Consider the following 26,252-nt stretch of genomic DNA (forward strand, 5'->3'; position numbering starts at 1 on the left):
CTTTCGCCTCTGCCTTCTTTTTATCCTTTAGTAAGGTCTTGTATTCGCTGATCTGCTGACCGTAGTAATAAGCCTCTTTATTAATCTTCTGAAGATCCTTCGTAAAGCCGGTATACTGGGATAACTGTTCTTTCAGCTGTTTCTTATGTTCGCGGATATAGGCCTTTATCTGATCGGCTTGTTGCAGTTTGCCCTGTAGCGATTCAAGATTTTTGGTAGCGTCAGCCAGTTTCCCTTTCGAAGTACCCAACAGTTCCCCTTTCCCTTCCAGAAACTTTAAGGAATTACCAAGTGTATCAAGATAGCCGCCGCCACCGCCTAATGGCAGCTTGCCCGTCACTTTGTTTTTAAGCCCCGCTTTCAGACTACCTAAACTGTCTATAGATTTCGAGAAAATATTACCTGCAGCCACTGAGTCGACCTTCCATAGGCAAGCTTTCATCTTCTTCTCCTGTTTAAGCAAACGGCTCAATGCTTTGTCGGTCCGCTTATTTACCTGCTGTTCCGTACGCATTGATTTCTGCTTCACCTGCGATAAATACTTTGCAGGTAACTGTGGTGCATTCTTAAAGCTGCTATCCTGGACTGGCGCCGTGGAATCTTTACGCTGAGCGTCAACAGAACTGTGCAGATTTATCATAAGTAGACTTACAATAATCCAACTAGTCATATGTATAGGCTAAGATCTAACTTGAAAATGCTGATTTTTTACAAACAAAGTATAGGCAACCACAATGGCTATTGGGCGACATAAAACTTTAACTGAATTCAAATATCACGAAACAATTTGAAGAACACAAAATATATTCGTTGTATTTCAGTTCTGAGATCATCTACCTGCCATTTACAAACAAAGAAAGCAACCGGATACGTATTGTATCTGCGCAGAAAAAATACCTTTATAAACCCACCGTGTAATAAAACCCGACTGTCAGAAGAATCGGCCCTAACATCGCTACTTAATCCTCAGAATAACGACCCGATTTGAAACTAAATAATTCTGCCCATATCTTGCGAAAGATCCATCTAAGGTGCAAACCGGCCGCCTAAAAGATAAAATTGGTACGAATAACACTGTCTCTTTCATTTCGCCCTGCTCTACATTTGTTCACACCAAAAATCAACTGTAAAATACGTCAAAAAAAGGGCCGACCTAAAAGCCTTTTCTGACTTTTTGGTCAACCCTACAATCTTTACAAAACCATAATCGGCTCGACAGTGCAATTAAAGTTAAATTATATCCCAACCCGTATTACTTCCGTTGTTTCCACAATTTGTATGATTCATCAGTAACTATAAATCTACATTTTGAGTCACCTACTTTATATCCAACAAAACCAACCCCTTTTTCAAAATAAAAGGTAGTGTATCGTCCATTGACAATTTGTGACTCAATACAATTTTCCTTGGTCACAGGGTAACAATCTCCGATTAAATAGTATAGATATACATTGTGATTACCTATACGCTCTTCCTTAACGGGAACAAAAGCATTTACCGAGTACGCAAGTCTTAAAAACCGTGACACATCCGCTTCACCTGGCCGTTGAATCGTATCACCAGCATTTATATCACTATAGTAATATCTGAAACTCCGCTTACCAATCTTGAAATCTTCCTCCGTATCGACGATCTTATAGACAGTATTGTGCGATGTAATAAACAATCTCCCGTTGTTGACAATAAATGTGTCTATCAGATTATAACTCCGCTCCACATATATCGAATCGTTAATATACCTACGTGTATAGTCCGTATATACTTTACAACTGTCCGTATAATACTGCCATTTGTAGACTGAGTCGGTTGCTTCAATTCTTCTCTGTGCCGTACATGAGAAGATTGAGAAAAATACCATAGTTATAATAATGTAAATCTTCATTGACCCGATTGTGCGATTAATAAATTATTAGTAACATAATCTTTCATGGCCGAATATGCAGCAGCCAACTTTTTTCCATAACCCTCTTCGTTGCTATTCAACTTTATGCCCAAAAAAGACTCAGCATATTCTGCTGTTATATCTGCGACTGCTTGGATAATGGTTCCATTCCTTTCCTGTATGCCTATACCGATTGCACTTATCGCCTTGGAGATTTCCATACCATATTCTATTAATGGGGTTAATACTCATCTCCGGTAAAGAAGAAATATCTGGTCCGTACATCTAATCAGATCAAACAACTACCCTCTTCTTAAAATACCCCCTATATATCATCCACCCGGTTAAAACAAAAACACAGAACTGAATTAAAGCAACAGGAAGATAAGAACCAGCTTCCATATAGCGATATCCAAAACTTATAAAATTGACAGGGAATGTAAGCAACAAACCAACCCAAACCCATTCTCCGGAAAATTTATCAGCGGGATAAACAGATAAGACTGTCAGCGTCCCTAAACCAACATACAAAAAAGAGATCAGGTATGCGTTTATATAAGCGTCTTTCTTACTCATGTAATTTATTTTTGACTAATTCATAACCGGTTATTTTTGTCAGTGGGAAAAGATTAGGCGGACCAAAATAAATTTTCAACTCTATTTCCTTAACATTATTAATTGAATCCCTGCCTTTGAAAATAGGAATTCTCACCTCCCGTCTGCCCATATCGTCATATTTATCCGTAATTACTACCGGTATCCTATCGAAGCTACTATATGTTAATACATACTTTCTCACATCCTCAAAAACCCAGTGAACCCTTTCTTCGTCCGTCATATAGCGCAAGTCCGGACCAATCATACGGATAAAATCGGCTTCGTTATTTTCCTCAAAAACATCTACCACCTCGTTTGAAGTCTTTAGCATTCTCTGTTCCTGGGATAGTCTTTCACAACTACACAGACACAATACAAGTACGAAAATTCCGATGGATGGTTTTAGATACAGCATCTTTTTAGTTTTGATTGTTTAAAATGCTCCCGGGTTTCCCTTGAACTGCCAGTCTGGTAGCATTAGACTCCCGGACTCATCCCCTGTCGTGACAATCACATGCCGCTCAAATAATGCATTGATAATTCCATTCTCCGTTTCATTCGTTACAGCACCCTTAAATGTATACCAATTGCGCCATCTGCGAAAATATTTTCCGAGAATATATTCTGTTCCCTTTTCAAGTTCCTGGTTGATTTCTTCACATCCATAAAGTATGGCAAAATCATATCTCTTGCGGTCCGCTGCACTAACTGCTATCACGCGATCTTCTTTAATAATCTCCTTTGCAAGGCTTGCATACTGACTTTCATTTAAACCCTGCCGATCGTTGAAATACAGGAATAAATTCCCATTTCTAACAATGCATCGTACTACTGCCGAATCAGTCCTCACCTTTAACGATATAAAATAACTATGCCGCTGATAGTCATTCACACATGCATTTAGCACCTTCTCTTTCCATTTTCCCGACAAACAAGATTGAAAAAGAACAGCGCAAAGAATAACAACGATATACTTCATGTAGGTATTCAACTTATTAATGAATAAACTGCTCATGTCCTCGGAAAACGTTTCCAGCTCATATTGTACAAGCTATACGATATATTAGCTTCCTTCCAAGCTCTTAATAAACTCTTAAGGTCATTCACAGATTCCTCCTTCACCAAAAACCGGTACTCCTTCTTCTCACCTCCATATCGGAATTGTAGAAAATTAGTTGCGCCCTGATTCATAATAAAAGACCTGCCCTGATTAAATTCCCCCTGAACGCCCAGCAAGTTAAACCCGACATTCGTTACAGTTGAAAGTAAAAAAGACAACTGTTCCTGCTCACTATCAACAATAATTTCTTTGTTTGTAAGTTTGATCTTTCCAACAATTTCGTATAACCTCACAATCTGCACGGGTATCGCAGATGCAGCAAACAAAATAAAGAAAATAAGGGTTATTTTACCAGACCAAAATATCAGGCTGAGAAACAGCAGAGGAAAGCTTATAAACACAATCCATGTTAATAGTCGGATAGCGAAGTTTTTTTTAACAGTAAGTAAGGGCAGCTCAATTACGATCTCATGTGTCATTTCTTCTTTTTTGCAATTATAGCATGCTACCCAATGTTCCAGGGACAACAAACTTACAACAACGTATAGGCTAAACACTGAACTTAAGAACACCGATTTCACGAACAAAGAATAGGTAACCCCCAAGATAACAAACGTCCTCTACACATCATGCTTCTCACGGGACTTATATTCCTCAAATTCACCAACTATCTGCCTCAGTGTACCCGCCTCCCAGCCTTTATCATTTGGTGGCACTTCAATGATCTTTTCATTATTTACAAAGATCATAAAAACGTCTTTTCTTGCCAATTTACTCCCCTTCTCATCTCTTTCAAAGATCACCTGCATATCAGCAACCGGATATTCAAGTGCGCCTCCTATGCTAAACCACCTTTCCATTTTAATTTTAACGACACTCTCTTTTTCCAATATTTCAAAAGATGCCAGTTTAGCCTTGTTCATTAAAGTCGAGAGGAGTATAGTGTTAAAGGCTACTATATATAGTGCTTCAGGCCACTTATGCCTGACTGCAACATAAATCAGTATTAAAATCAAGACTACTACATTCATCCAAAATAAATAGGGGATAAAGCGTTGTTTCGTTCTTCTGTATTCAGACATATATACTACGTTTATAGGCGAAGACTACACTAAGAATACTTATTTTCTACGATCTAAGTATAAATAACGATAACAGCTATAAATTTCTATGAAACTCAAAGATCGCGTGACGGCATGAAAACACATAACACATTCGTTGTACGGTAGTTATGAGCGTTCTAAAGCAATACTCACTGGTACATCATTCCATCCTCAAACTCTTCACCGGGTTTACCAACGCCGCCTTAAGTCCCTGGTACCCTACTGTCAGTCCCGCAATAAACACCACAAAGAAAGCCGACAATGCAAACATCCACCATTCAATGTCAATCTTATACGCAAACTCCTGCAACCACTTGTCCATGATGAACCATGCCAGCGGAGACGCGATCACTAACGCAACAATAACAAGCAGAATGAATTCCTTTGATAGCAGTCCAAATAAAGAAGTCATACTTGCACCCAATACCTTGCGGATGCCTATCTCTTTTATACGCTGCTCCGCTGTGAACATCGCCAGACCAAGCAGTCCCATACAGGATACCAATATACTGAAAAAAGAAAAATAAGCGGACAGTTGGCTCACGATCCCCTCACTCTTATATAATTGCTGGTATTCCTCATCAGCAAATGAATATGTAAACGGAACATTTGGATTCAGCTCTTTGCAGATCTTTTCAAGACTTGCCAGCGCCTGTTTTGTTTTACCAGCTTCTGTACGTACAAGGATATTACCCCAGTTTTCCTTCACATCTAACCTTAATATTAACGGTTGAATAGGATCATGCAAAGACGTTATATGGAAATCTTTTAGCAGCCCTACGATGTGCCCTTTCTGTCCCCAGAAGGTCAGCGGTTTCCCGATAGGATTTTTATATCCAATGATCTTCAGCGCCGATTCATTGATAAGATAACCTGTAGAATCAGAAACATAATTCTTCGAATAATCACGGCCATCCAGTAATTTTAAATTCATCGTCTTTACGAAATCATACCCAACAGCTGTATTCGTAAATTGCGGAGCAGTATTAGGCTCTTTCCCACTCCATTCAACAGCAAAGGTGGCGCTTCTTACAGATGTAGGGGCCTCCCCTATCTTTGACACCATTTTCACTCCCGGCGCATTTGACGCCACTTCCTTAAAGGTGCTATACTTGCTGGTGAATGCCCCTTCAATGGGTATATACAACAGGTTCTCCCTGTCATAACCAAGATTGATACGCTGCAGATAATTTACCTGCTTTGAAACGACGATCGTACCTGTTATGATCACAATAGAAAGTACAAACTGGAAAACGACGAGTCCCTTGCGGAACATCGTCGCATTGCCACTGAACTTCAATGTTCCCTTTAAAACACTGATAGGCCTGAACGAAGAAAGGAAGATCGCAGGATAGCTGCCGGCAGCAAAACCCGTAACAAGTGTTAACCCGATCAATGCTGCCCAGAAGTAAAGATTCAAATAAGGAAATACAACCTGTTTACCGGTCAGCAGATTAAAAGAAGGTAATGTAAGCAGAACGATCAATAGTGCCAGCAGGACAGATACACCTGCCAATATCATGGCCTCACTTAAGAATTGTTTTATCAGCGCCCCACGCATAGCTCCAGCCACCTTACGGACCCCGATCTCTTTAGCTCTCCTGGAAGAACGGGCTGTGGTGAGGTTCATAAAATTGATGCAGGCTATCACAAGGATAAACACCGCTAACACGATGAATAATCTGACATACTCTATACGCCCGCCCGATAAATAACCGTTCTTAAAATTGCCATGCAGATAACTGTCGCCGAAGCGTTGCATCCCCAGTTCCAGCCGGAAATTCGGAGAGCTGAATTTATCCATCGCCTTTCTGATCTTGGCTTCCGCCAACAAAGGATTGGCATCCTTCCGCAACATAATAAGAGTGTTGGGGCCTGTATTCCCCCATTCTGCCGCCCATTTATTATCATCCAGGAAACTCATCCAGTTGATGAGAAAATCAAATTTAACAGAAGCCGCTCCCGGTAAGTCGTCAAACACACCGGTCACCGTCATGTCCTTCCTGTTATCATATCTGATCGTCTTGCCCAATGCTGCGGTTGCACTTCCAAAAAAGGCTTTCGCCATTTTATCTGAAAGACATATCGATCCGGGTGTATTCAATGCTGTTGCTGCCGATCCTTCTAACAAAGGATAACTCATCATTCTAAAGTAATCTGAATCAGCATAACAACCGTCAAACTTCATGACCTTATCACCAGCCTTGAAAACTAACCGGTCAGGAGTATCGTTGATCCATGCAAAAGCGGAAGCGTACTCAATTTCAGGAATCGTACGCTTTAGTTCACTCGCCAGTACACCCGGCGTGTTATATCCCGCATATACGTTGTTGTCAATATACTGCCTTTCATAAACGGCATATAGCCTGTCTCCGTTCTTGTGAAAATTGTCAATGCTTACCTCATCCCATACCCATAATAATATCATCAGACTACAGGCCAGTCCTATCGTCAGACCAACTACATTGATTGTCGAAAAGGCTTTGTTCCGGACAAAGTTCCGCCAGGCAATTTTCAGATAGTTCCTTAACATAGTATATGCATTTGTTGATGTTGATTCGAAAATAATATGCCGGTTTATAATTATCAAACCGACACACGACTATGCATGAAAAAACTTACAATATGTTCAGTTGCAATATAACAGGCGTTCGTTAACGAACACATGATCATGTCATGCAGGGAGCTCCTTCTCTTTTCGATTGATGCTCACTATCGACCGGCATATATTTACTCAAATATTTAATTAGTTTTACATTCCTATGGTAACACTCCCTACAGGCGCTTTCCAGTTACTTATCCTGCTGATACTTGGCATTATTATGTACATCTGCGTCAGGACCAGAAAATTGACCGTTCCCGCTGCCCTGTTGGCAGGTATGATCGGTTTCATCGTAGCAATGGGATCTGGATATATTGGTCTCTTTTCACTCATCCTCTTTTTTGCGCTTGGCGTATGGGCTACTTCTCACCGGAAAGATCTGAAAGCTAACATAACACCCGATGGTGTACATCCCGAGCGGAGAAAGGCAGGCCAGGTCTTTGCAAATGGCGGCGTGGCAGGTATCATATCATTCATCGCATATTTTGACCGCATGCATGAAGACCTGTACGTACTGATGGTAGCAGGCAGCCTGGCGTCTGCACTGGCCGATACACTCTCTTCAGAGCTGGGTATGGTATATGGCCGCAGCTTTTACAACGTTAAAACCTTCAGGAAAGATACAAAAGGCCTGGATGGCGTGGTAAGCCTGCAAGGTACACTGATAGGCGCTGCAGGCGCGGGGTTAGTAGCATTGCTGTCGGCAGGTTTTAGTAAAATGGCTGTTGCTGTTTTATGTGCAGGCGTGTTAGGCAATCTTGTCGATTCCATTCTTGGCGCAACACTGGAACGCGGTCAACAAATTGGCAATGACACGGTGAACTTCCTCAATACATTGAGCGGCGCTATTTTCGCGGGAATAGGTTATGCCATCGTACACGCTTCGACCGCTACCTATTGAATAATATGCTGTTTGATCACCTTACATTCTACAGCTCTGGTAGTAACAGGTAAATAGGATGGCTGTCTTTTAAAAACTGCACAGGATGCCATAAATAACAAACATGATATCAGGGATAAAAATATTGGTTTCATAAGCAGGGGATCTATCTCCGATTTATCCTTTTTTTTCGTTAAATTCATTATGAGCATACATCATTACACCAAACAGCCATTATCATGTCCACGTTTACTGATCATAAATCCGTATTTGATAAGTTCCCTGCCATACGCACTCCACACCTGGAACTTGTCCAGATCACCGAGCAACATGTAAACGATCTGCTGAAGATCTTCGGTGATAAACACATGAGTGAATACTACAACCTGCTGCCACCTGAAGACGAGCAAGACTGCCAGCGTCTTGTGAACCACTTCCGTAGCCGCTTTGAATCAAAAGCTGCTATCAGATGGGGTATCCGGCGGAATGATAATAATGACATCATCGGTACTGTAGGATTTAACAACTTCACCAAAAAGCACCGCGCTAATATTGGTTACGACCTTCAGAATAACTGCTGGGACCAGGCAGTTATAACGGAAGCCCTTTACGCTGTTATCAGCTTTGGTTTTCACGCCCTGGACATCAACCGTATAGAAGCAGAAATAATGGAAGGCAATGAAAATTACATACAGGTAATGCACAATATGGGCTTCAAACAGGAGGGCGTTCTCAGACATTGGATGTACTGGAACGATAAACACTATGATATGCTGATGTTCTCACTGTTGCGTTCAGATGGTGAGGCTTAAAGGATAATTCCCCTAAAACACTTAAAAATCCCGTAAACCAGGTTGATTGGTTTACGGGATTTTTTTTGATTCAAAAAGACAAATAGTTTATTTATACAATATATATAACAACTATTCCATAATCATATATAAAACTACTATTTTAAACACGCTTTGTAACTGTACTACTATAGCGAGTTTCCTGAGATGTCCCATATATGTCCCATATATGTCCCATATATAACCCATATATATCCCATATTTAAGAGGTATGGGATATATATGGGTTATATATGGCTTGAATATGGTTTATTGATGAGTTATCGATTATTATACTTACTTTAGTAGTATATTTAAGCCCGTTAACTCCGGAGCCCATATCTAATTAATTATTTTAAGTTAATTCCCTTATTATGGCCATTCTTAACAACAAGTCCCTCGAAATCACAGGAAGTTTAGGGATCTTGAGCCTCTACAAACGGAAAGATTCCGACAAGATCATTGCACGTACCAAAGGCGGTCCGTCCAGAAAACAGATCCAGAAATCTCCAAAATTTGCACGAACGCGTCTCAACAATGATGAATTTGGGGATGCTGCGAAAGGAGGTTGTTTTATTCGTGGAGCTATATTTCAGATCCGGCATCTGGCAGACTACAATTTCACGCCAACATTAAATGCTTTATGCAGGAGCATTTTTAAGCTGGACATGGAAAAACCTATTGGTGCCAGGATAATGCATTTTTCGCAATACCGTCATCTCCTGGACGGTTTTAACCTGAACAGAAGGTATCCATTCAACGCCGTCGTAAAACCCCCAGTTTACAGCTCAATAGACAGGGATACTGCGACTGCTACTATTCATATCCCGGAGCTTTTGCCTAATATTAATCTCACATTACCCTGGCAATATCCCATGTACAGGATCATATTGTCAATTGGTATTATAGAAGACGGTTTAGGAGCTGACAGCGGTTACATAGCAAAGACCCCGTTATTGCTCAACCAGCCCGCTACAACAGGCTGGCGACTTGCGACACAGACTTATAAAGAAGAAACGATAGTCGTACAGCCTGACATACCTAAGAAACTCCGTGATGGTCAGACACTCTTAGTATCCATCGGCATTGAAATGGGCACACTGATCTCCGACAGCGTGATAGAGCGGGTAAAACACGCCGGTAGCGGCAAGATCCTGATGGCGGGATAACAAGCCATGTCAGAACCTGAAACCGGCCGTAATATAAGGCAATGCGCCCTCTTCCGAGATACCGACAGCAGCCTGTATCAGGAACAGTTCCACAGGTATGATATAAATACCACCGCCATAACCGTCGTGCCATCTGCCGGACGACTGCCCCGGCAACCATACGCGGCCAATGTCGTTGAACCCGATCATGCCCACGCTACCCGGGAACAGGTATGAAGTGAAATCAAATAACTTCAGGCGTAGTTCAAAGTTATGGTACACGGCTGTCTTCCCGATGAAACGGTTCGTATGGAAACCGCGCAGGATCTGTGTTCCACCGATAGCCATCATCTGGAAATAAGCAGGATCACCGAAGGTGGTGCCTGCAGCAATACGATTGGCCATCACTAACGTGGAATCGCCGATCAACGGAACATAAAAGCTAAAGTCAGAAGTCAGTTTGCCATATCTCTTATGTTCCCTGTTGGTCTGTTGCATGCCCGTCAGCTCCGTATGCCAGTTAATACCTCTGGATGGCAACATGATATTATTACGGGTATCGGCTTCAATAGCAGTTACAAGACCGGCATAAAGACGATCGTCAAACACATGCTCATCGGGGAAAGCAGCATTGTAGGCTCCCAGGAATTTACGGCTGTTATTGGCTTCCCGGCTGGTATAGAACTGCCCTGCAATACCGCCGCTCACAGTCAATCCCCTCCCGATGTTACGATACAATCTTACATCGCCGTTTATCAGGTCATATCGGTTACGGTAATACGTAATTTCCTTATCATCGTCATTCACAAAAACAGATTCATTGCCCAGGCCAAAGAAGTTACTCAGGTTATGCGGACCGCGGGAGAGGATATTTACCCTTAGATCATTCCTGCCGATCGCTTGTTTAAAGTCAGCCAGATATTGTAACAGGAACGCCTGTCTGCCGGTCACATAACTAACTATCAGCTGATGTTGCTGCGCGTAAGGCTTCTTGCGGAAACCCTGCTTTTCCAGCATCGTATTCACGCGAAGCATAAAGCCCTGGTCAGGATTATATTGTACGGAAGGCAAAGGACCGAACCTGTCAAATAAGAAACTGCGTTTATCATAACTGTTCACAGCTGTATCTGCGGATGTTCTGATCTTCGCACTTCCCTTCGGTGGTATGTAATTCGTTTCGTCAGAACGGTCGTACACGTACAGTCTGCCTTTTCGCGGTACATTGTCCGCCACTACAAAGCTATCTGCATCATTACCTCCTATCATACGTATACGGATAGGTGAAGATGCTTCACCGCTCACCCTGAATGCATCATGCCCGCTAAGCCCGAACAGTCTTACTTCTTTGGTTACCGCAGGATCGAACACCCGTTTATACAAAAGGTCCTCCACCGTGCCTTCTTTCTTCGTTTTGTAGATAGATACATCCACTTGTCCGTTTGATTGTCGCCGGATATCGAACAGCTCATGTTTGTCGGAAGCCGGGATGTCTACATAAATAGACAGGAACTTATAATAGCTGATGGCCTCCTTTTCCAGGCCGTTCCTGCGGGCTATAAAGGTGCTGATGATCTTTTCGCCCGATAACTTAAAGATGGTATCCGGCATAAGCATCACTGAACTGCGGATAAGACTATCCGTCAGGATAGCCTGTATGTAATGCACCTGTTTCCTCCAGTCCTCTTCACTCAGGCCATTCAGGAAATACCGGTCAAAGTAGCGGGCATTGAAATTGAAACCCTTGATATCCCTGATATGATCGTGATAGCCCTGGAACTTCGATTTAAGCCACTGGTGAGAGATGATCCAGGGAAATACACCGGTGGTATTATAGTACACCTGGTCCCTGTCGCGCGGCACCGGCGTATAGGTTACCTTCTTATGATCTTTGTCCCTTTGCCAGCGCCACTGGTCCTCATGCCGGTCCCAGTCGCCCAGCAGCATGTCCAGCAGTCTTGCTCTTAACACGATCTGCTGATCAATATGCGTGTCATTATCCTCTTCGAGCTTCCGTTGTGTCTTATCGGTATTGTCGGTATCCTCGGAATCTGCGGGTTCTCTCTCTTCAAATAAGAACACGGCATTGGCGAAATCTTTCCGGTATGCTCCCAGTGCGGGATCATCGGGTACATATACGATCTGTGGATTGGCATGTGGAATGCCCAGCGCTTCCGCCAGCGGCGGAACTGTCACCGATGAATAAGGATGTGCAGTGACCACCTGGTCCTGCAGAATATCTTTGGCGATGGTAGCCCTCAAATTTGCAGGCATGCCCCTCTCGGGATATTTCTGGATGGTACGTAACACCCATTCCCGGCCACTGCCGTCTTTCAGTCGCAGCGACCTGGTTTGCAGTCCGCCGCCCATCTGTTCGATGGTCAGCCCGCCCTTTTCCTTTGCCAGGTAAAATACTTTCATCTTTACAGGGGCGGCCCATAACTTACGGTAACTCTCACCGAACAACATACGGTGTAAGCCACCTACACTATCATATGCAGGAGAAATAGCTACGGTAATACTATCGCCCGCAGGCATCTGTGCCCGCGCCGTGGAAATTGACAGGATAGCCAGGAGTGTAAACAGTCTGTTCAGGCTCATGCAGTTATTTTATCAATGTTTGTGCCGTGCCGCCCATAATGCGCATGACAGAACCGAAAAAATACGAAAACAGGAACAACTCTCATCAAAGAAGGCATAAAAATATCTTTGAAGTGATGATGCATCTAACCGGTAGCATTAAAGACCGCCTTATCCAAAACATGTATAACGGAAACATTGTTGACCCGGAGGGACAAATGACAAGCTATTTTGGTACCCTTGCTGCTCTTACAGCGCTATTCCTGATAAAGATGACAGACATCAGTGCACCAAGTAAGCCCAGTACGCCGGATATGCGCATGATCTTCTGATATGCGGATATAAAGCTGTCGTGATACAAGCGGGTAACCGCTGCTTTCTCTGTTTCGTTCAGTGAAGCGGGCGCTTTGGCGTTACCTAACTCCCCTGCCTGCTGCATAACGGCCTGTTTACCGGCTTCATTCAGCGATAAATGCTGCAGATCACCCTTTAGTGCACCGGAGAAGAACAATACCGCCAGGGCGCCGAAAATAGCATTAGCAAAGACGCCTGCAATACGGGATAAGGCATTATTGATACCGGACGCAGTTCCGGAGAAGTGATCGCTAACGGCACCCATAACCGTTGCCGTCAGTGGTGCTACGGTAAAAGACATCCCCAGGCCGAAAACCAGGATACCGGGAAAGAAAGTTCTGAAATAGGCTGATGGTCCGGGAGTTTGTCCGACGAAAGACAACATTAACAACCCCACACCGGCAATAGCCGGTCCGATAGTGAGTAATAACCTGGGACCATACTTATCAGCCAGTGTGCCTGCAAAGCGGGCCACCAATACCATCAGGACCGTAAAAGGCAGGAAGGTAAGTCCTGATTGTAACTGATCGTATCCCTGCGCCTGTACAAGGTTAAGCGAGAGGAATAACATACCGGCGCCGAGGCCTGCATAGAGGAAGAATGTAAGCAGGTTAGCGCCGGAGAAAGTCATATTTTTAAATAGCGACAGGGGCATCATCGGGTGACTGCTCCTTCGCTCTATGAATATATAGGTAGTCAGCAGTAATATACCTACCACCAATGAGGCTAGCACCTGTCCGTTTAAACCCGTCTCCGGTATACGCAGAAACCCGAATGTGACAGCTATCAATCCCAGGGTGATGGCAGCAGCTCCTTTGAGGTCGAGTGTTTTATCCTTATCATCTGCAATACTTTCCTGCACCTTCGTCCATAAGATGATCACCGCGACGATACCGATAGGCACATTAATGAAAAAGATATAACGCCAGTAGCCGGCATCCGCTAGGGCGCCTCCGAGTATTGGTCCGCCGATAGTCACTACAGTTGTAAAGGCGGACCAGGTACCGATGGCTTTACCTCTTTCATCTTCGTTGATGGAGGAAGAGATGAGTGAGAGACTTCCGGGAATCATTAATGCTCCGCCAATGCCCTGCAGCATTCTGAAGATGATCAGCCACAGTACATCAGCTGCCATCCCACAGGCGGCAGAGCCACCAATGAAGATGAGGATCCCCGTAATAAAGATCTTCTTACGGCCTAACTTATCTCCCAGGGAACCACCGATTAACATCAGGGCGGCCAGCATCAGCAGATAAGCATTCAGGATCCAGAACAGGTCTGTACCGGAGGCGTGCATACTTTTCTGGATGGCCGGCAAGACCACATTCAGGGCTGTGCCGTCAATGAATGCCATGGCAGAAGCCATGATCGTCGAAACCATGATCCACTTTCCTGAAGTGCTCGAGAGCGGTACTGTTGCCATTCAGGAAAGTTAGGATAAAAATAGATACGACTTACTCGGCCTTCAGACTGTTCAGCGGATTGGCGACCGCCGCTCTGATAGCCTGAACACCTACTGTACACAGCGTGATCAGCATAGCCAGCATACCTGCGAGGGCGAACATCCACCAACTAAGCGGAATACGGTACGAAAAAGCCTGTAACCATTCTGACATCGCCCACCAGGCAACAGGAGTAGCAATGACAAACGAAATGCTTACCAGTTTAAAGAAGTCTTTCGACAATAAAGTGGTCAGACCGGCTACACTTGCTCCCAGCACCTTCCGGATACCGATCTCCTTACTTCTTTGCTCAGCATTGAAAGCAGAAAGACCAAACAGGCCGAGGCAGGAAATGAAAATAGCCATCGCTGTGAATGAGTTGATAATACCGGATAGCGTGATCTCCGTTTCATATTGTTTCTGCACCTCGTCATCCAGGAATGCGTATTCAAAAGGTATAGCCGGAAACGCCTGCTGCCATAAAGTATTGATCTTCCCTAACAGTTCCTTATAGTTTCCGGTACTGGCGCTGATGATCACATTATCTGTCGCGTTGGCCGGCCTATACGTCAGCATTAACGGTTTCACATCTTTATGAAGCGAATTATAATTGAAGTCTTTCACAACACCCGCTATCTCTACAAACGTCATGGGCTCTCCGCTTTCTACCTGCGGATACAGTCTTTTTCCTGGCGCATTTTCAGCTGTCAGTCCCAGTACTTTTGCAAATGCCTCATTGATCAATACCCTGCCGGAATCGTTTGCCTTTAACTTCCTTCCACCGGCCAGGCGGATGCCCAGGGCATCTGTATACCATTGATCTGTCCACGTAAATTGTACGTCTGTTCCTAATGTTCCATTACTTCCTTCAAGATAATAAGGCCAGTCATGGCTCACTGGCTGACTAGGGAAATTGTCTGCCTGGCTTACCACATTGATGCCTGCCAGCTGTCGCAGGTCACTGGCAAAAGCCGGTATCTTTCCTTTCATGTTCTCTGAATGAAAACTTAAAACGATCTTCTGTTCTCTATCAAATCCAAGATCTTTGCCTTTCATATAATTCAGCTGACTGTAAATAACAATGATAGCAGTAATGAAAATGACAGACAGCGTAAACTGGAACACTACCAGGAAACGCCGTATACCCACTGAAGATAGATGACTTTTGAAATTCCCTTTCAACACCTTTACCGGTCTGAAAGCTGAAAGATAGAACGCGGGATAACTTCCGGCCAGCAAGCCAGTTAATATACCTGTACCTGCCAACAATAGCCAGAATTTATAATCTGTGAGGAATGACAAACTGATATCCGCCTGTGTAATACGATTAAGGTAAGGCAATGCCAGTACCAATATTGGTAATGCCGCGAGTAAACCCAGCAATGACAATATCATTGACTCCCCTAAAAACTGTTTTACGAGATCGTTTACACGCGCGCCTATTACTTTCCTCACACCAACTTCCTTCGCTCTTCTGGAAGCACGTGCCGTAGACAGGTTCATAAAGTTGATACATGCGATGATCTGTATCAACACTGCGATGAGTAATAACATCTTCAGAAAAGAACGGTCAACCGTTTTGCTCATTTCAGTCGCATAGCCTTTTGTAGTATGTATGGAGGTCACCTCTTGCAAATGCAAACGCTTCACCATGCCCATTTCCTTCAGTTGCTGCGCACCGTGTCTTGCTAAAAAGGCCGGAAACTTCTTTTCAAGTGCTTTCACATCGGCATGATCGTTGAGTTTTACATAGGAAGCGGCATAGTTGTAGGAGGCCCAGTTGGTGTTTTCATAGGTAAAACTTCCCATACCACCGCTATTCATTGACATGAACATATTGGCTTTTATATGTGATCTCCCCATGCTTTCATCTACAACACCGGTTACCCTGAAGGCATGTTTCCCATAGGCGTTATCCATTTCGATAGTCTTCCCGACAGGGTCTGCGTCACCAAATAATTTATCAGCAACAGGCTTCAAAAGTACTACGCAATAAGGCGAGGTCAATGCGTCCAATGCATTTCCATGTACAAAATGATAGTTGAACACGCCGAAAAAAGTAGAGTCTGCAAACACTGCATTCTGCACATAAATACCTTTCTGATTATACTGTAACAAGTGTTGCTTTGCTCCCAGCCCCTTTGTAGGGACCACCCGGGTAAACTGCTCCACTTCTGCAAATTCAGCCTTCATAGCCGGAGCTATCGGCGGAGAAGTCGTAGAATTATTATGCTCAGTACCGTTAATGGTAAACCAGGAATTAACACGGTAAATATCCGATGCCCTGTTATGGTGTTTGTCGTAGCTATATTCGTCCGCAACGTACATTACAATGTAAATGCAACATAGCGTTCCTATTGCCAGACCAACGATATTTATAATACTGAAGGTTTTGTTTTTTGCCAGATTGCGAAGGGCAATTTTGAGGAAGCTTCTGATCATAAGGCTTTGGTTGAGCTATGGGTAAACCCAATGAAATGCCAATTATTAATATATTACTAATGAGTTAGTTAACAAAATTAAAATATCTGCATCCGTTCGTTTTGGGACAAAATTGTTCGATTCTGGACAAGGTCAGTGAAATGTATCAGGCTCTTACCAATGTACGTTATGGTAAGAGCCTGATAGCATATATCAGCTGTTGATAATCGTCAGAAAATATGAAGCCCTGTATTCAGCAACAGCTGATACGATACCATGAAAATAATGAAAAAACTAAACGATAATGAGAAATACCGTACCAGCATCCGGCTCCCTTTTTTAAAGGGTGCAAGAAAAATGATATTGAATAAAATACACAGCAACGCAACCACAAAGTTGATCACTACCAGCACGGTGGTAAATGCAATACCGAATACAGGCGGTTGTATGATAATTCCCGATATGATGCCGTATAAGATACCCATGACTATTGTTATGGCCAATGTCCACAGAGCATACTTAAAACCCTTTTTCAACTGCAGTACGAAGTAACGGCCAACGGAGACATCATTTTTGATCGTTCCATTTTTCTGGTCTTCTTCATAGCGCAGGGTTTCGTCATCTACCTTAGTAAGATGTCTGGCGCCAGCCTTTTTCTGTTTACGCCAGCGCGGGTACCAGATGATAAATCCTGTAATGAATAAGGCCAGTGGAGTAAGTCCTCCGAGACAAGCCAGTATTTTGGTCGGCCAACCTCCAAATGATCCGTAGTGCACCGGTGTAAGCCATGAAAGATAAGCATTGCCAACTTCCGGAAAGTCTTTCCGGCTATCCAGCAGTACCTTACCGGAGTATAGATCAACCATCAGCATCTCTCTCTTGCCATCTTTCGGTAAACCGGGCGACAGCATATCAAACCGGTATACGCCGGTACTGTCCAGCGGTAAGGCTAAACCACCGATCCTGCTTGCAGGCATTTCTTTATGAGCAATAGCAGCTGCCTGTTCAGGGGTAAGCATTACAGCACCCTTTGTATAGGCAGACTTAGTACCGAATATTGAAGCAACGCCTTGTGGCGATTTACCACTTAATATAAAGAGAGAAGGTATGATGATGATCGAAAAGGTGATACATACGCCGGTTAAAGATAAAAAGGCGACAACGGGAGCTGAATAGAAGCCGATCACGTTATGCCAATCGTAGTTCTGCCTTTTAAAACTGGCGCCGAATTTAACGGTCAATACTGATTTCAGCTGCTTCCATTTCTGTGGTATCCAAAGCCGGAGGCCGGTAATGGTCAGTATCAGCAGGATCAGTGAGGCGATACCTGTGATGTATTTACCTGCAGCCGGAATAAGTAGTGCTGTGTGAATATCGGTCACAATATGCACGAAGGAGCTTTCATATATACGTTTGCCGCTTAGCGTGGCGGTATATGGATTGATGAAGAATTCCTGTTCGGTGGTGAAATCATAAAAGCGGTAGGCCATATCAGGTTCGTCCGTCTCATTCATGGCATAGCTGAATTTCAGATCAGGATATTTCTCCTTTACCAGCGGGATGATCTTCCCGATCGGAATTTTCTGTTGCTGCTGTTCGACTGTAAAAAAGCTTTTGTTGAGTGCAACATCTATCTCATCCTCAAAAACTAAAATGCTGCCGGTAAGACCGACAACAGTAACTATTATTCCTGCAATGATGCCGAGGTATACGTGCCATTTCCCAAACCATCTGTCCTGATGCCTGGCCCATTGCAGCTTTGATCTGTTCCGTTTCATTGATCTAAAGGAAGAATATGTTTTTAAAGGAATGCACCGACATATAGCCGGTGCATTCTATTGATATTATGTACGGTTAGTATTTAGAACCTGTATGAAACACTGCCTACGAACTGTCTTAACATTTGCGGATTGTAGGTGGAATAACCCTGCCAGTATTTCTTATTGGTCAGATTGTCTGCTTTTACCGCTACAGTAAATTGTTTGAAGTCGTAACCGGCGGATGCATTCAGCACGGTATATGCAGGCAGGGTAAATGTACCGCTGCTTTTGGAATCGGCTATTTTATTATCGCTGGCGTAGTTACCACCGAAGCCGATACGCAGACCTTTCACCACATCAGTGAAATGATAGCTCAACCACCAGTTAGCCAGCCAGGGAGAACCGGAATACGGGTGACGGCGGCCGTTTACATCATCGCTGATATTCTCATATTTTGAATCGTTGTAAGCTAATCCTGCAAGGATAGTAAAGCCTTTTAACGGATTACTTACTACATCCAGTTCCACACCGCGGCTTACCTGTGTACCATTCTGTACCTGGGCTCTTGCAGGGTCTCTTTCATCTATACGCAGGATGTCGTCCACTTTAATATTATAGTAGCTAACAGTAGCGGTCAGATAGTTTTTAACGAGGTCTGTCTTAACACCAAACTCCCACTGATTAGCATGTTCCGGTTTCGCAAATCTTGCAACAACAGTGTCCTCACTGGCATCATAGGCAATGTAAGAGCCCTGGTTAGTAAAGCTGTTCTGGTAGTTAGCAAATATGGAAACCTGGTTTTTTACAGGCTGGAACACCACACCGAATTTTGGTGAAAGAGTGGTTTGGTCAAATGACGTTGCAGATGTTTTATCCTTGTTACGGTAGTGGTCTACACGCAATGCAGCTATTACAGACAGATTGTCGAGGATATTGAACACATCAGACACGAATGCGCTGTAAATGTTTGTGTTGCTTACCACCGGGTACTGTTGTACCAGGCCGGCACTTGCTGTATCGTAATAATTCTTCAGGAATGCTTCATTAAACTTTGAGTAGTCGAAACCTTTGACATTTGTAGGCACCACATCAATAAAGGACGCCGGGCTGAAAAAGTGCTGGTCAGAATTGATATTGGTATAGTCCAGACCAAACACAACACGGTTTCTATGTCCGCCGATATTGAAATCGCAGTTAAAGTACTGCTGAACCTCGAAGATATTGTTACGGGAATTTGCCGTTGACTGATCAGCACGGGCCAGGTAATGGGATACAGTACCTATATCAGCCGGATCGCCGGTCACTGCGTAATTAGGCAGCTGGAAGAAGTACTGGTTACGGCCATCAGAATAACTGCGGCTGTAAGATATGTTGGTGGATGAAGTGAAGTGATCAGAGATTTTATAATGCACATTGGCAAAATAATTAGCACTACGGGAAGTAGTTCTGATATCATCACCGGCATAAGAATTTTTATAATCGAGGCCTGAATGTTCAGGAGAGTTAAATCCTAAATCAGCCCCGGAGAAGTAAAGGAATATGAACTGCGCCGGAAGGCTTTTCGCATAGGTCAGTTCAGCATCCAGGGAGATGGAGAGTTTGTCGTTCGGCTTGATCAGTAACGAAGGTGCTGCAAAGTAACGGTCGCCGGTCCCGGTATTCTCCTGGAAACTGCCTTGTCTGGTAAATGCGCCATTAAAACGGAACATTACTTTTTTAGCCTTATCAATGGGAGTATTGATATCAGCGCTTGCCCTCATGAAGTCGTAGCTACCACCGGAAACACTTACCTCACCACCAAAGTGTTCATATGGCTTTTTAGTAACACGGTTGATCAATCCACCGTAAGTTGTAAGGGCGCTACCATACAAAGTAGCTGATGGGCCTTTCAATACTTCCACTTTTTCTGCATTGGCAGCGTCGGTAGTAGCGGTAACCATGCTGGCAAGACCGTTACGCATGGTGTTCTGTGTAGCAAAACCACGCAGGGCGTAATAGCCGCCGCCATCACCTGCACGACCGGTAGCATCCCACATTTTCTGCAAGCCGGCAACATTACGCATAGCATCATCTACAGTGAACAGCACCTGGTCTTTGATCAGTTCTTTCGTAACAGTGCTGTAAGACTGGGCGTTTTCCAGGCTGCTTAATGGCATTTTATTGGCATAATCGCTTTCTGTACGTTTGAACCTGTTGCTGGAGGTAATGGTCACAGCCTCCAATTGTTTCTCAGACACGGTGAGCTGAAGACTTATATCGGTTGCTTTTCCTGGTTCTACATTCACCGTTTCTTTTAATGGCTCATAGCCGATCAAAGAAACTTCGATGGTGTAGCTGCCTGCAGGAATATTGTTCAGGACAAATCTGCCGTCATCATCAGATGCTGCTGTTTTCTTTATTTTGGCAAGAAAAACTGAAACTCCGGAAGCTGGTTTATTGTCGTTGGTCTTAATTGTCCCCTTTATTGAGCCGGCATTCTGCTGTGCAGATAAAGATGCAGCAAAAAATAAGAGTAAGAAAAGTGTAGAAAGTCGTTTCATCGGTACTGATAATTTTGTTTCCCCCCTTCCATGATGGAAGATTGACGGCCCAAAGGTATCAGTAGCAAAAACGGCTGGTTTCTTTATTCCGGAATTTTATTTACGCAAAACGGAAATTTATCTGCAGCGGGATAAAATGTATTGTTATTGTGAATTGTATATCTGTCGTAGAACGGCCTTCGCATCTGTCCAGGCCCGTTGGTGGGTATTAGTCCATGTTCTCCATCCATCATTGCCGTACTCCTGCTTTGCTATAGCAATAAATCCTTCTATGAACACACTATCGTTATGATATACTCTTGTCATTTTCTTTATCCTGTTCAGATTTGTTCCTGATTGTTCCCCGAGAAGCGTATCCAGTCTTTTATAATTCTGGTCGTTCGCAATGCCGGTGATCTTCTGCTTTTTATGAAGGTCAACAAGCGGTGCGGGAGTATCTGAGCGGCTTCTTTTTCTGGTCTCTTCCAATTCTTTTTTCAGCGCGGCATTTTCCTTCTTCAGCTTTTCGAATTCGTCCGCTTCCGGGAATTGTGCTTCCAGTTGTTTTTCAGCAATTATCTGCCTGATCATCTTTACGCGGCCAATGTCCTCATCTTCGTGTTCATCTTCCGAAGCCGAGCTGGCATCAGAGCTGGCATCAGCTATATCGTTCCTGAGCCTTAATTTCCTGGATAATGATTTTCTACGTTCAGGTTCACTATCGAGCTGCCCTAATCCACGTTGTTTTATCCGGGTGGCCATTTTCCTTTCTCCACCTTTCTCAAGAGCGAGGGCGCTGCTTGTTTCTCCATGATTAACCCGGAAATGGTTTTCTATCAGGTCTCCTAATGGTTCACCCTTTACGTTGCTTAATCCATTGTTCACAGGCTCAAGGAACTGATGCTTGCTGAAAAAACGTTCGCCATACCATGGATTTTCTTTTATCAGGGCTAGCGTACTCTTATTACTTTTTCCTTGCTGGTTGTAGTGTTTAGACGAGAAAACAAGATTTCCCCGACTGTTATGAAGTTCATACATTGCCCATCGGGTTGCGGTCCATTCCCCCTTCGGGTTTATAAACCAATATCTGAAGGTAAGTCCGGCACTGGTCAGCCATTTCTTTACACTGTTTTCATAGCCCGGTATAGTATTCATTTTGATTGCAATACTAAGCAGATGATCTTTTAATTTCCTTGTAGGTATTACGTGGTCGAGATCAGCCTCTTCGGCCCGTATCCACTCCAGCGTATAGGCGCATTGGATGTGGGGTACCATCACTTCTTCATTTCCTCTCAGTTCCGGGAAGTATTGTATGTGTGAGGCTGTTCCGTCCCAGAGGGCCAGTTTGTCCACCTTAATTCGCGGCACCTTGCTTTCATCACCGCTAGGGTTTGTCAACGGAGTAAACTTATGAGGGAGTTCCTTTTTCTTGAAGTCCTGTCCTTCGTCTACGCTTCTGCCTACCTTGGGGTTCAATGGGGTTGTATGTTTAGGCGGTTGCGGCGGCTTCTGTTTTCCCCCCTTCTTTTTAGGTTTATTTTTCCTTGCGGGCGGAGGTTTCTGCCCGGGGATAGCCTGCCTGAAGCCAGAGAATGGATTGACCGCTTCCAATACTTTTATACGTGCGTCTATTGCAGCCAGACGTTTAGGCTTTTTCAGGTTGCGCAGTCTGAAGTCGTTTAATAGATTTATATCCGTCTCCGTTTTCGTATCTATAGTTGCGTTCAAGGTTGCACTGGTTATCCTCATCAACTGTGTGGGAGCTGCCTTTTGAGCAAAAGGATTGACAGCGGGTAATGAAATACCTCCGCTTTGACTATTGGCGGCAGCTGATCTGCCGGGTACAGGAGTATTGTTGGCTTTCAGGTGGTCCTTTGGCATGCGAACAGGGTATACGTTAGATAATAACGGATATGTGAATCTACGCATTTTTCATATTTCTATGAGCATAGCCGTACCAGCAATATTTTTGAAGTCAGATTGCGAGAGGAAACCCGGTAGGCTGGCTGGAATGACTACATAATTGGGCGAGGAATATACTGTTATACCTGTGCACTTTTATTTAATCATTGCCTGGTAAAGATACCTCCCATTGGAACCAATACCTCCAAGCGGCTGATATCCAGCTTTGATTTTCAGCTCAACTTGTCTTTCGAGGTTGCTTGCCCCTATTTCCTCTATAATTACATAATCTGATGGTTTATTGGTTTGCGCGAATAGTTTATAGACGTATAGACAGCTGGCGAGTAATGCTAAAGCGAAGAAATAATTTCTCATGTTATTGGGGTTTTCCTAAAGTTAAAAAGAAAAGGGAGAATTCACATAGGGATTACGGAAGATGTTAAGCCTGGAAAGGCTAGATAAGGTTACGGAAGGTATTAATCATCGAGGGATAAGATGGGGTTAAAAAGATAGTAAGCCTTAAAGGGCAAATGGTGTTATGGAAGATATTAAGCCTTGAGGGGTATGATGGGGTTAAAAAAAGATAGTAAGCCTTAAAGGGCAAAATAGCGTTACGGAAGATATTAAGCCTTGAGGGGTATGATGGGGGTAAAAAAGATAGTAAGCCTTAAAGGGCAAATGGTGTTACGGAAGATACTAAGCCTTGAGGGGTATGATGGGGGTTAAGAAAGATCGTAGGCCTTAAAGGGCAAAATAGCGTTACGGAAGATACTAAGCCTTAAGGGGTAGATGGGGTTAAGAAAGATCGTAAGCTTAAAGGGCAAATGGTGTTATGGAAGATATTAAGCCTTGAGGGGTATGATGAGATTAAGAAAGAAGGGAAAAAATTTAGGGATTAATCCAAAGGATTAAACTACTCTATTTTACTGGGAACGGGTAGATCTTTCATTCGGATGATCCCCCGTTCCACCAGTTTTGTTACATACCCTTCACGGGATAAGGGACAATTTGCCAGATCAAGGAAATCGTCCTTTCCCAAACGGCACTGGTTTTTCATCATGATAATGAGATAATCATTTATATCCTGGTTATCGTGGCTACAAAAGGTTTGCAGGATATACTTCCCGTTGAACCAAAACTCCAGGAATTGATGACTTCCTTGTGCTTTTACGAACCCTTTACTCAAAAGGTTTTTGATTGTTTTCTTGCTGTTTAATGACGACATCATTTAAATGTTACTTCTTTAACAATAGTATTTAACATCGATTTAATCGCTTTAATTCTCTCTGACATCTGTTGGTCTGAAAGTTCGTTATACCGCTGAAAAATATAATCAAACTCCATCGCAAAAAGCTGCTCGGCTTCATGCTGCGTTCTACCTGTCGCAATAATACCCAGAGATTCATTCTCTATAATCGCGTATTCATCTTCAAAGCGAACTTCAGAAGACAGGGGTGAGTGAAAGGAGTAAATTCTATGACCGGATACGATCATGTCGGGAGCATACGATAACATAGCGGATTGTTTTTTATTAAGTTCATTTAATTGAGCCGATTGCTTTTTACCCTGTTTCTGTGCAACAGCAGTAAGGCTATTAGCAACATGCTGCATTACACCTGTACCCATACTCATTGAAAGATCTTTTGAAACGTTTAACATAATCTGGAATTTATTTTTTTATGGTTATTCTACTTATATAATTTCACACCGGAACTTCCTTCCAAATGAAAAACTATTACGGCAACGAAAATACGATTTGCTTCCTGTTACACATCAATTACAGCTGTTCATTTTCAAATCCTGCTTTTTCCTTGTTCATTTTGGTCACTGCCTTCAAATCCTATTGGTTGCGAAATAGATATGCAGTAATACCAGGGAGCAGCATGTGAGTTTATCTGCAGATGCACTTAATACAAAATGTGATGCTTATGCGTGTGGGACTAAAGAATGCTTTCAGCGTGAATGCAGATGATGAGGGGACGTAAATTTGTGGTAGCAATTTTGTAGTCACTATCTACCGTAATAGACAATAATAACCGGCTAAATGAGAAGCCATCAAAATATCAGAATGCCTATAAACAAAGAAACCCAGCCGTTAGACTGAGTTTCAATTTTCTTTCCGAGGTTTCGAGCGGATTCGAACCGCTGTAGGAGCTTTTGCAGAGCTCAGCCTAGCCACTCGGCCACGAAACCTTATTTTTGTGTTCCCATCCGTTTGATGGGATTGCAAAAGTAGTAAATTTTAGATATTTGCCAAATCTATTTCACAATTTTATCAGATAACCATGAATAAACGTATTGCAGAATCTGAACTGATATTGAATAGCAGGGGTGCTGTATATCATCTGGATGTAAGGCCAGAAGAGCTTGCCCCGACAATTATCACAGTTGGCGACCCTGATCGCGTACCCGAAGTTAGCAAACATTTCGATCGTACAGAAAGCAAACATCAGCATAGGGAATTTGTCACCCATACCGGATACATCGGGCAAAAAAGGCTCACGGTGGTATCAACAGGTATAGGGACCGATAATATCGATATCGTGCTGAACGAACTGGATGCGCTGGTGAATATTGACTTTAATACCCGGACCGTAAAACCGTCCCTCACCCGCCTGCAGATCATCAGATTAGGTACTTCCGGCGCCCTGCAGGAGAATGTACCGGTAGACAGCTTCGTGGTTTCTTCTCATGGCGTAGGGCTTGACAATCTGCTGCCCTGGTATGAATTCGAGAACACTCCGGAAGAAAAAGTGCTACTGGACGCCTTCAGGCAGCAGGTCCGGCTCCGTCCCGGCAGTGCCAGTCCATACTTTTTAAGTGCCGCCACCAGCCTGGCCGGACGTTTTACCGATGGGTATATTAGCGGTATCACTGTTACCTGTCCCGGCTTCTATGCCCCCCAGGGCCGTGCACTGAGAGGCCCTCTCTCCCATCCGCAACTGCTGGAACAACTGACTGCCTTCCGCCAGGACAACCACTATATTTCGAACTTCGAGATGGAAACTGCCGGTATCTATGGCCTGGGCCGTGTATTGGGACATGACTGCCTGTCTATCAGCGCTATTGTGGCAAACCGTATCAGGCAGGAATTCACCAAAGACGGTGCATTGGTAGTCGAAAACCTGATCAAACAATCATTGGCTATTATAGAAAAGATCTGATTGTCAATAGT

Annotated in this window: 20 protein-coding genes, 1 tRNA gene and 1 pseudogene; 4 read left to right on the forward strand and 18 right to left on the reverse strand. The window is 43.6% G+C overall.

Annotated elements, in window-relative coordinates:
• The 8 genes and pseudogenes from C7475_RS04685 to C7475_RS04725 all read right to left on the reverse strand — a co-directional run.
• Positions 1-640, reverse strand: a pseudogene (locus tag C7475_RS04685) (hypothetical protein); the annotation flags it as partial.
• Between the two features lie 1,238 nt (positions 641-1,878).
• Complete coding sequence (locus tag C7475_RS04695; RefSeq protein WP_110051617.1) at positions 1,879-2,103, reverse strand: hypothetical protein; 225 nt, start codon at positions 2,101-2,103, stop codon at positions 1,879-1,881.
• 73 nt (positions 2,104-2,176) lie between these two features.
• Positions 2,177-2,458, reverse strand: a complete 282-nt coding sequence (locus tag C7475_RS04700; protein ID WP_110051619.1) for a hypothetical protein — start codon at positions 2,456-2,458, stop codon at positions 2,177-2,179.
• Positions 2,451-2,810, reverse strand: coding sequence for a hypothetical protein (locus tag C7475_RS04705; protein WP_110051621.1), 360 nt, complete (start codon positions 2,808-2,810; stop codon positions 2,451-2,453). The genes C7475_RS04700 and C7475_RS04705 overlap by 8 nt, the downstream gene beginning before the upstream one ends.
• 102 nt (positions 2,811-2,912) lie before the next feature.
• A complete protein-coding gene (locus tag C7475_RS04710) occupies positions 2,913-3,458 on the reverse strand; it encodes a hypothetical protein (RefSeq protein ID WP_146217467.1) in 546 nt (181 codons plus the stop codon).
• A 32-nt stretch (positions 3,459-3,490) separates the two neighbouring features.
• Positions 3,491-4,018: a hypothetical protein gene (locus tag C7475_RS04715; RefSeq protein ID WP_110051626.1), complete on the reverse strand. Its 528-nt coding sequence runs from the start codon at positions 4,016-4,018 to the stop codon at positions 3,491-3,493.
• Between the two features lie 141 nt (positions 4,019-4,159).
• Entirely contained in the window at positions 4,160-4,621 is a 462-nt protein-coding gene (locus C7475_RS04720; RefSeq protein WP_146217468.1) for a hypothetical protein, read from the reverse strand.
• A 181-nt stretch (positions 4,622-4,802) separates the two neighbouring features.
• Positions 4,803-7,175 carry an ABC transporter permease gene (locus C7475_RS04725; protein WP_110051630.1) on the reverse strand — a complete coding sequence of 791 codons (2,373 nt, stop codon included), beginning with the start codon at positions 7,173-7,175 and terminating at the stop codon, positions 4,803-4,805.
• A 229-nt stretch (positions 7,176-7,404) separates the two neighbouring features.
• Here C7475_RS04725 and C7475_RS04730 point away from each other — a divergent pair, with 229 nt between their 5' ends.
• From C7475_RS04730 to C7475_RS04740, 3 genes are all read left to right on the forward strand, one after another.
• A complete protein-coding gene (locus C7475_RS04730; RefSeq protein ID WP_110051633.1) occupies positions 7,405-8,145 on the forward strand; it encodes a DUF92 domain-containing protein in 741 nt (246 codons plus the stop codon).
• A 218-nt stretch (positions 8,146-8,363) separates the two neighbouring features.
• On the forward strand, positions 8,364-8,936 hold the full coding sequence (locus C7475_RS04735) for a GNAT family N-acetyltransferase (RefSeq protein WP_110051635.1): 573 nt from the start codon (positions 8,364-8,366) through the stop codon (positions 8,934-8,936).
• A gap of 392 nt (positions 8,937-9,328) precedes the next feature.
• On the forward strand, positions 9,329-10,123 hold the full coding sequence (locus C7475_RS04740) for a hypothetical protein (protein WP_110051637.1): 795 nt from the start codon (positions 9,329-9,331) through the stop codon (positions 10,121-10,123).
• A gap of 9 nt (positions 10,124-10,132) precedes the next feature.
• Here the strand turns inward: C7475_RS04740 and C7475_RS04745 are convergent, their stop codons facing one another.
• From C7475_RS04745 to C7475_RS04790, 10 genes are all read right to left on the reverse strand, one after another.
• On the reverse strand, positions 10,133-12,700 hold the full coding sequence (locus C7475_RS04745) for a BamA/TamA family outer membrane protein (RefSeq protein ID WP_110051640.1): 2,568 nt from the start codon (positions 12,698-12,700) through the stop codon (positions 10,133-10,135).
• A gap of 205 nt (positions 12,701-12,905) precedes the next feature.
• A complete protein-coding gene (locus tag C7475_RS04750) occupies positions 12,906-14,456 on the reverse strand; it encodes an MFS transporter (protein WP_110051642.1) in 1,551 nt (516 codons plus the stop codon).
• A 31-nt stretch (positions 14,457-14,487) separates the two neighbouring features.
• Positions 14,488-16,917: an ABC transporter permease gene (locus C7475_RS04755; RefSeq protein WP_110051644.1), complete on the reverse strand. Its 2,430-nt coding sequence runs from the start codon at positions 16,915-16,917 to the stop codon at positions 14,488-14,490.
• Positions 16,918-17,126: 209 nt separating this feature from the next.
• Positions 17,127-18,674 (reverse strand): PepSY domain-containing protein, encoded by a 1,548-nt coding sequence (locus tag C7475_RS04760; RefSeq protein ID WP_110051647.1) that lies wholly within the window; start codon positions 18,672-18,674, stop codon positions 17,127-17,129.
• Positions 18,675-18,757: 83 nt separating this feature from the next.
• Positions 18,758-21,196 carry a TonB-dependent receptor gene (locus tag C7475_RS04765; protein ID WP_110051649.1) on the reverse strand — a complete coding sequence of 813 codons (2,439 nt, stop codon included), beginning with the start codon at positions 21,194-21,196 and terminating at the stop codon, positions 18,758-18,760.
• Between the two features lie 144 nt (positions 21,197-21,340).
• Positions 21,341-23,104 carry a hypothetical protein gene (locus C7475_RS04770; RefSeq protein ID WP_146217469.1) on the reverse strand — a complete coding sequence of 588 codons (1,764 nt, stop codon included), beginning with the start codon at positions 23,102-23,104 and terminating at the stop codon, positions 21,341-21,343.
• A 129-nt stretch (positions 23,105-23,233) separates the two neighbouring features.
• Positions 23,234-23,452: a hypothetical protein gene (locus C7475_RS04775; RefSeq protein ID WP_110051651.1), complete on the reverse strand. Its 219-nt coding sequence runs from the start codon at positions 23,450-23,452 to the stop codon at positions 23,234-23,236.
• A gap of 538 nt (positions 23,453-23,990) precedes the next feature.
• Positions 23,991-24,263, reverse strand: a complete 273-nt coding sequence (locus C7475_RS04780) for a hypothetical protein (protein WP_146217470.1) — start codon at positions 24,261-24,263, stop codon at positions 23,991-23,993.
• 38 nt (positions 24,264-24,301) lie between these two features.
• A complete protein-coding gene (locus tag C7475_RS04785) occupies positions 24,302-24,736 on the reverse strand; it encodes a hypothetical protein (protein WP_110051653.1) in 435 nt (144 codons plus the stop codon).
• Positions 24,737-25,199: 463 nt separating this feature from the next.
• A tRNA-Cys gene (locus C7475_RS04790) sits at positions 25,200-25,270 on the reverse strand.
• Between the two features lie 92 nt (positions 25,271-25,362).
• Here C7475_RS04790 and C7475_RS04795 point away from each other — a divergent pair.
• Entirely contained in the window at positions 25,363-26,241 is an 879-nt protein-coding gene (locus C7475_RS04795) for a nucleoside phosphorylase (RefSeq protein ID WP_110051654.1), read from the forward strand.
• Positions 26,242-26,252 lie beyond the last annotated feature (11 nt).

Origin of the sequence: Chitinophaga sp. S165, assembly GCF_003182155.1 — a bacterium.
In the GTDB taxonomy this organism is placed as follows: Bacteria; Bacteroidota; Bacteroidia; order Chitinophagales; family Chitinophagaceae; genus Chitinophaga.